General features: G+C 76.0%; 4 protein-coding genes. 2 read left to right on the top strand and 2 right to left on the bottom strand.

All coding sequences use genetic code 11. The features are described 5' to 3' along the window. Positions 1-4: 4 nt before the first annotated feature. Positions 5-1,570, bottom strand: coding sequence for an alanine/glycine:cation symporter family protein (locus tag GTR00_RS11340; protein ID WP_166611732.1), 1,566 nt, complete (start codon positions 1,568-1,570; stop codon positions 5-7). Between the two features lie 92 nt (positions 1,571-1,662). Then, positions 1,663-3,297: an ABC-F family ATP-binding cassette domain-containing protein gene (locus GTR00_RS11335; protein ID WP_166611731.1), complete on the bottom strand. Its 1,635-nt coding sequence runs from the start codon at positions 3,295-3,297 to the stop codon at positions 1,663-1,665. 109 nt (positions 3,298-3,406) lie between these two features. Here GTR00_RS11335 and GTR00_RS11330 point away from each other — a divergent pair, with 109 nt between their 5' ends. Next, entirely contained in the window at positions 3,407-5,071 is a 1,665-nt protein-coding gene (locus tag GTR00_RS11330; RefSeq protein WP_166611730.1) for an FAD-dependent oxidoreductase, read from the top strand. Next, positions 5,068-6,567: sensor histidine kinase (locus tag GTR00_RS24980; protein WP_323132405.1), on the top strand; the 1,500-nt coding region annotated here is incomplete at its 3' end. The genes GTR00_RS11330 and GTR00_RS24980, both read left to right, overlap by 4 nt.

Here is a 6,567-nt window from a genome sequence, read left to right as displayed (position 1 = left end):
GGGGTCAGGGGGAGGGGACCTCGGCGGCCTGGCGGGCGAGCTCGCCGCTGCGCCGGTCGGCGAGGTAGCTGCGCAGCTCGGCCTTGACCACCGGCGCCAGCAGGTACAGGCCGATGATGTTGACCAGCGCGCAGAGGAAGAGCATCGCGTCGGCCAGGCTCAGCACCGAGCCGAAGGTCAGCACCGTGCCGATGACGGTGAACACGCAGTACACGATCCGGAAGGTCAGCACGCTGGCGGCGGAGCGGCCGAAGAAGTGCGCCCACGCCTTCTCCGAGTAGTAGCTCCAGGTGATGAGCGTGGAGAACGCGAAGAGCGCCACGGCCACGGCCAGCACGACCGGGAACCAGGAGACGACGCTCTCGAAGGCGTCGGAGGTCAGCACCACGCCGTCGGCGCTGCTGGAGCCGGTCTCGGCGACCTCCGCGCGCGCGTCCAGCCAGCTCTGCGGCTGGGCGATGACGATCGTCAGGGCGGTCATCGTGCAGATGATCACGGTGTCGACGAACGGCTCCAGCAGGGCCACGAAGCCCTCGGAGACGGGCCGGCGCGTCTTGACCGCCGAGTGGGCGATGGCCGCCGAGCCCAGCCCGGCCTCGTTGGAGAAGGCCGCGCGCTGGAAGCCGACGATGAGCGCGCCGAGCACGCCGCCGGCGACGCCCTGGGGGGCGAAGGCGCCGCTGAGGATCTCCCCGACCGCGTCGGGGACGCGGCCGAGGTTGCTCAGGATGACGACCAGGCAGGCGGTCACGTACAGGATCGCCATCGCCGGCACCAGCTTGGAGGTGACGCGGCCGATGGAGGAGATGCCGCCGAGGATGACCAGGCCGACGAGCACGGCGAGCACCACGCCGAAGACGAAGGCGGCGCCGTCGCTGCCCAGGGGGCCGTCCTCGCCGCCGGTGACGTTGCGCACCTGCGCGAAGGTCTGGTTGGCCTGGAACATGTTGCCGCCGGCCACGCCGAAGAAGAAGATCGCGATGGCGAACACGGCGGTCAGCACGGTGCCGACCCAGGTGACCCTGATCTTCGCGAAGGCGACCTTGAGGTAGCGGAACGGTCCGCCGGTGACGGTGCCGTCGTCGTGGACCTCGCGGTACTTCACGCCCAGGGTGCACTCGACGAACTTCGTGCACATGCCGAGCAGGCCGGCGCAGATCATCCAGAAGGTGGCCCCCGGCCCGCCGACGGTGACGGCGACGGCGACGCCGGCGATGTTGCCCAGGCCCACGGTGCCGGACACCGCGCTGGTCAGCGCCTGGAAGTGGGTCACCTCGCCGGGGTCGGAGTCCCTGCTGAACCGGCCGCGCACGGTCTCCAGGGCGAGCTTGAAGCCGCGGAACTGGATGAAGCCGAAGTAGGCGGTGAAGACCAGGCCGGCCAGGACGAGCCAGCCGACGATGAGCGGGAAGGTGGCCCCGCCGATGCTCACGGAGTAGAAGATCACGCTGCTGAGCGCGTCGGACACCCCGGAGAAGACCTCGTCGACGGACGACTCGACCCGTGCGAGCGTGCCGCCGTCCTCGGCGGTGGCCGACACCGCGAGGGCGTGGAGAGCTGCGTCTGGCATCTGGGCAGGGAAGCGCCTCCGGGGGGCGCGGTCAACCGCTGCCCGCGTGCGCCGCGCAGTCGCAACGCAGCCGTGACGTGCCGGGGCGGTGCTCAGAGCTCGCGGACCGCTCCGGCGTCCACCGCCAGGCGGCGGGTGACGTGCACCGCCTCCAGCAGCCGGCGGTCGTGGCTGACCAGCAGCAGCGTGCCCCCGTAGTCCGCCAGCGCCTGCTCCAGCTGCTCGATGGCCGGCAGGTCCAGGTGGTTCGTCGGCTCGTCGAGCACGAGCAGGTTCACCCCGCGCGCCTGCAGCAGCGCCAGCGCCGCCCGGGTGCGCTCGCCCGGCGACAGGCTGGAGGCGGGGCGGCCCACGTGCGCCGAGCCCAGGCCGAACTTCGCCAGCAGCGTGCGCACCTCCGCGTCCGGCTGCTCCGGCACGGCCTCGCCGAACGCCCGCGCCAGCGGCGCCTCACCCAGGAACAGCCCGCGCGCCTGGTCCACCTCGCCCACCCGCACGCCCGAGCCGAGCGCGGCGGTGCCGGCCCCCGGCTGCACCCGCCCCAGCAGCAGCTGCAGCAGCGTGGTCTTGCCCGCGCCGTTGGGGCCGGTGACGGCCACGCGGTCGCCGGCGTCCAGCTGCAGGTCCACCGGGCCCAGCGCGAACGCGCCGCGGCGCACCACGGCCCCGCGCAGCGCGGCCACCACCGAGCCCGAGCGGGGCGCGGCGGCGATCGACATCCGCAGCTCCCACTCCTTGCGGGGCTCCTCCACGACCTCCAGGCGCTCGATCATCCGCTCGGTCTGGCGGGCCTTGGCGGCCTGCTTCTCGCTGCCCTCGCGCATCTTGGCGCGGATCATCTTGTCCGGCTCGCCCTTGCGCACCGCGTTGCGCACGCCCTTGGCCATCCAGTTCCGCTGCATCCGGGCCCGCGCCTCCAGCCCGGAGCGGGTGCCGGCGTACTCCTCGTACTCCTCGCGGGCGTGGCGGCGCTGCACCTCCCGCTCGGCCAGGAACGCCTCGTACCCGCCGCCGACGACCCGCACCAGCTGCTGCGCCAGGTCCAGCTCCACCACCCGGTCCACGGTGCGGGCCAGGAACTCGCGGTCGTGGCTGACCACGACGGCGGGCGAGCGCAGCTGCGCCACGAAGCGCTCCAGGCGCTCCAGGCCGTCCAGGTCCAGGTCGTTGGTGGGCTCGTCGAGCAGGAAGACGTCGTAGCGCGAGAGCAGCAGCGCGGCCAGCCCGGCGCGGGCGGCCTGCCCGCCCGACAGCGCCGTCATCGCCAGGTCCACGTCCACGGCCAGGCCCACCTCGGCCAGCACCTCCCCGCGGCGCTCGTCGAGGTCGGCCCCGCCCAGGGCCAGCCAGCGGTCCAGGGCGTCGGCGTAGCGGTCGTCGGCGCCGGGCACGCCGTCGGCGAGGTCCAGCGCGGCGGCGTCCATCGCGGCCTGCGCGGCGGTGACGCCGGTGCGCCGGCCCAGGAACGCCGCCACGCTCTCGCCGGGGCGGCGCTCGGGCTCCTGCGGCAGGTACCCCACGGTGGCGGTCGGCGGGGACAGCGTCACCGAGCCCGACTCCGGCGCGTCGATCCCGGCCAGCAGGCGCAGCAGCGTGGACTTGCCCGCGCCGTTGGCGCCGACCAGGCCCACGACGTCGCCGGGGGCCACGACGAGGTCCAGGCCGGAGAACAGGGCGCGCGTCCCGTGCGCCGCGCTGAGGTCCTTGGCGACGAGGGTGGCGCTCACACCCCCATCCTCCCCGATCCCGCGGGTGGCCCCGCCAGGGCCACCCCTCACCCGACCGCTCCCGGGCCGGGGCCTTGACCGCGGCTGCGGGCGGTGCGAGGTTCCCGCCATGCCCGACACGCCCGCCGGCCGCCCGGTGCTCCTCACCGTCGACGACGACCCGGCCGTGTCCCGCGCGGTCGCCCGCGACCTGCGCCGCCGCTACGGGCAGACCCACCGCGTGCTGCGCGCGGACTCCGGCGCCGACGCGGTCGCCGCGCTGCGCGAGGTGAAGCTGCGCGGCGGCACCGTCGCGGCCGTCCTGGCCGACTACCGGATGCCGCAGATGGACGGCGTGCAGCTGCTGGAGCAGGCGGTGGACCTCTTCCCCGCCGCGCGCCGGGTGCTGCTGACCGCCTACGCCGACACCTCCGCGGCGATCCGCGCCATCAACGACGTGGACCTGGACCACTACCTGCTCAAGCCGTGGAACCCGCCGGAGGAGAAGCTCTACCCCGTCCTGGACGCGCTGCTGGAGGCCTGGCGGGCCTCGCCCCCGCGCCCGGCCGACGAGGTCGTCGTCGTGGGCGACCGCTGGTCGGCGCGCTCGTTCGCGGTGCGCGACTTCCTGGCCCGCAACGAGGTGCCCTACCGCTGGCTGCTCGTGGAGGAGGCCGAGGCCGGCCGGCTGCTGCAGGCCGCGGGGGTGCCGCCGGGCTCCCCGCGCGGCGGCACGCCGGTGGCGCTGCTGGACCCCGACGACACCGCCCTGGCCGAGCACGTGGGGCTGTCCACCCGCCCGCGCCGCGACTTCTACGACGTCGCCATCGTCGGCGGCGGCCCCGCCGGGCTGAGCGCGGCGGTGTACGCCGCCAGCGAGGGCCTGCGCACCGTGCTGGTGGAGGAGCACGCCACCGGCGGGCAGGCCGGGCAGAGCTCGCGCATCGAGAACTACCTCGGCTTCCCCGACGGCCTCTCGGGCGCGCAGCTGGCCGACCGGGCCCGCCGGCAGGCCGCGAAGTTCGGCGCCGAGAGCCTCTCCGCGCGCAGCGTGACCCGCCTGGAGGCCGCCGGCAGCGCGCGCGTGCTGCACTTCGTCGACGGCAGCAGCCTCGCCGCGCACACCGTGCTGCTGGCCACCGGCGTGTCCTACCGCACCCTGGCCGGGCCCGGCCTGGCCGAGCTCACCGGCCGCGGCGTCTACTACGGCGCGGCGCTGAGCGAGGTGACCTCCTGCGCCGACCAGGACGTCTTCGTCGTGGGCGCGGCGAACTCCGCGGGGCAGTCCGCGGTGAACCTCGCCCGCACCGCGCGCAGCGTGACGCTGCTCGTGCGCGGGCCCAGCATCGAGGCGTCCATGTCCGCCTACCTCGTGGAGCAGGTGCGCGAGCGGGAGAACATCGAGGTCCTCACCTGCACCGAGGTCGCCGGGGCGCGCGGCGCGGAGCACCTGTCCTCGATCGTGCTGCGCGACCGCTCCAGCCGCCTGGAGCGGGAGGTGCCGGCCCAGCACGTGTTCGTCTTCATCGGCGCCGAGCCGCGCACCGACTGGCTCGACGGCGTCGTCCAGCGCGACGGCCGGGGGTTCGTCCAGGCCGGCCCGGACCTCGTCGTCGACGGCCGCCGCCCGGCGGGCTGGACGCCGGATCGCGACCCGTACCACCTGGAGACCTCGCTGCCCGGGGTGTTCGTCGCCGGCGACGCGCGCGCGGACTCCGTCAAGCGGGTGGCCTCCGCGGTCGGCGAGGGCGCGATGGCCGTCATGCTCGTGCACCGCTACCTGGCGCGCACGTGAGCGCCCCCGCGGCGGACGTGGCGGGCGCGGCGGGCGCGGGCGCGGCGGGCGCGGTGCGCGCGGCGACCCCGGGGGAGCTGCGCACGCTGTTCCTCTTCGAGCACCTCGACGACGCCCAGCTCGCCCGGTTCGCGGCCGCCGGCACGGTCCGGGCCGTCGCGCCCGGCTGGCTGTACCGGCAGGGCGAGCCGGCCCGCTCGTTCTTCGTGCTGCTCTCCGGCGCGGTCGCGCTGTACCGGCGCGTCGGCGAGGACGACCTGGAGCTGGGCCGCACCCGCCAGCGCGGCGTGTACGCCGGCGCGTGGGAGGCCTACCTCGGCGAGGAGGCGCCGGGCGCCTACAGCTCCTCGCTGCGCGTCACCGAGGACGCCTCCTTCCTCGTGCTGCCCGCCGCCGAGTTCGGCGCCGCGGTGCGCGAGTGGTTCCCCATGGCCGTGCACCTGCTGGAGGGGCTGCGCCTGGGCCTGACCGACGCCCAGGAGCTCGTCAGCGCCCGCGAGCGGCTGCTCGCGCTGGGCTCGCTGACCGCCGGCCTGACCCACGAGCTGGGCAACCCGGCGGCGGCGCTGAGCCGCACCGTCGTGCAGCTGCAGGCGCAGGTGGGGGCCCTGACCTCCAGCCTGCTGCGGCTGGTGCCCGGCGGACGGGACCTCGCCGCGGGCCTGGCGTCCGCGCGAGCGGGCGCGACCCCGCCGGCGGACGGCGTGCTGGCCCGCGCCGACGCCGAGGACGCCCTGCTGGAGCGCCTGGAGGACGCCGGCGTGGCCGAGCAGGACGCCGACGACCTCGCCGCCGCCCTGGCCGACGCCGGGGTGGGCGAGCAGCGGCTGGTGGAGTTCGCCGGCACCGCCGAGCGCGCGGGCGTGCCGGCCGGCGACGCGCTGCCGTGGCTGGCGCGCTCGCTGGCCGTGGAGTCCCTGCTGGGCGAGGCGGCCGCGGCCAGCGCCCGCATCAGCTCCCTGCTGGCCTCCGCCGGCCGCTACGCCCAGCTGGACCGGGCGCCCACGCGCTGGGTGGACGTGCGCGAGCTGCTCGACGACAGCGTGGCGATGCTCGGCGCGGGCGCCGGCCGCGCCCCCGGCGGCGCGCGCATCGTGCGCGACTACGCGCACGACGTCCCGCAGGTCCTCGGCCACGCCGGGGAGCTGGCGCAGGTGTGGACGAACCTGCTCGACAACGCCCTGGACGCGCTGGCCGCCGCCCCGGGCGCCCCCGGCACCGTGGTGCTGCGCGTGCGCGGCGAGGACGGCGGGCGCGCCGTCGTCGTGGAGGTCGACGACGACGGCCCCGGCGTCCCGCCGGAGGTGCTGCCGCGCGTGTTCGAGCCGTTCGTGACGACCAAGGACGTCGGCGAGGGCACCGGCCTGGGCCTGGACATCGCCTGGCGCGTCGTCGTGCAGCGCCACCGCGGAACCCTGACCGTCGAGAGCGTGCCGGGCCGCACCGTGTTCCGGGTGCGCCTGCCCGTGGACCCCGACCGGCCCGACGGCCCCGAC

This window comes from Kineococcus indalonis (genome assembly GCF_009906395.1).
GTDB classification, from domain to species: Bacteria; Actinomycetota; Actinomycetes; order Actinomycetales; family Kineococcaceae; genus Kineococcus; species Kineococcus indalonis.
Note: the sequence above shows the minus strand (reverse complement) of the source record. Positions and strands in the feature narration are given on the sequence as shown.

What these genes read in the sequence shown, in the direction of transcription:
- GTR00_RS11340 (WP_166611732.1), bottom strand. Translation starts at nt 1,570, where the DNA reads ATGCCAGACGCAGCTCTCCACGCCCTCGCGGTGTCGGCCACCGCCGAG.
- GTR00_RS11330 (WP_166611730.1), top strand. Translation starts at nt 3,407, where the DNA reads ATGCCCGACACGCCCGCCGGCCGCCCGGTGCTCCTCACCGTCGACGAC.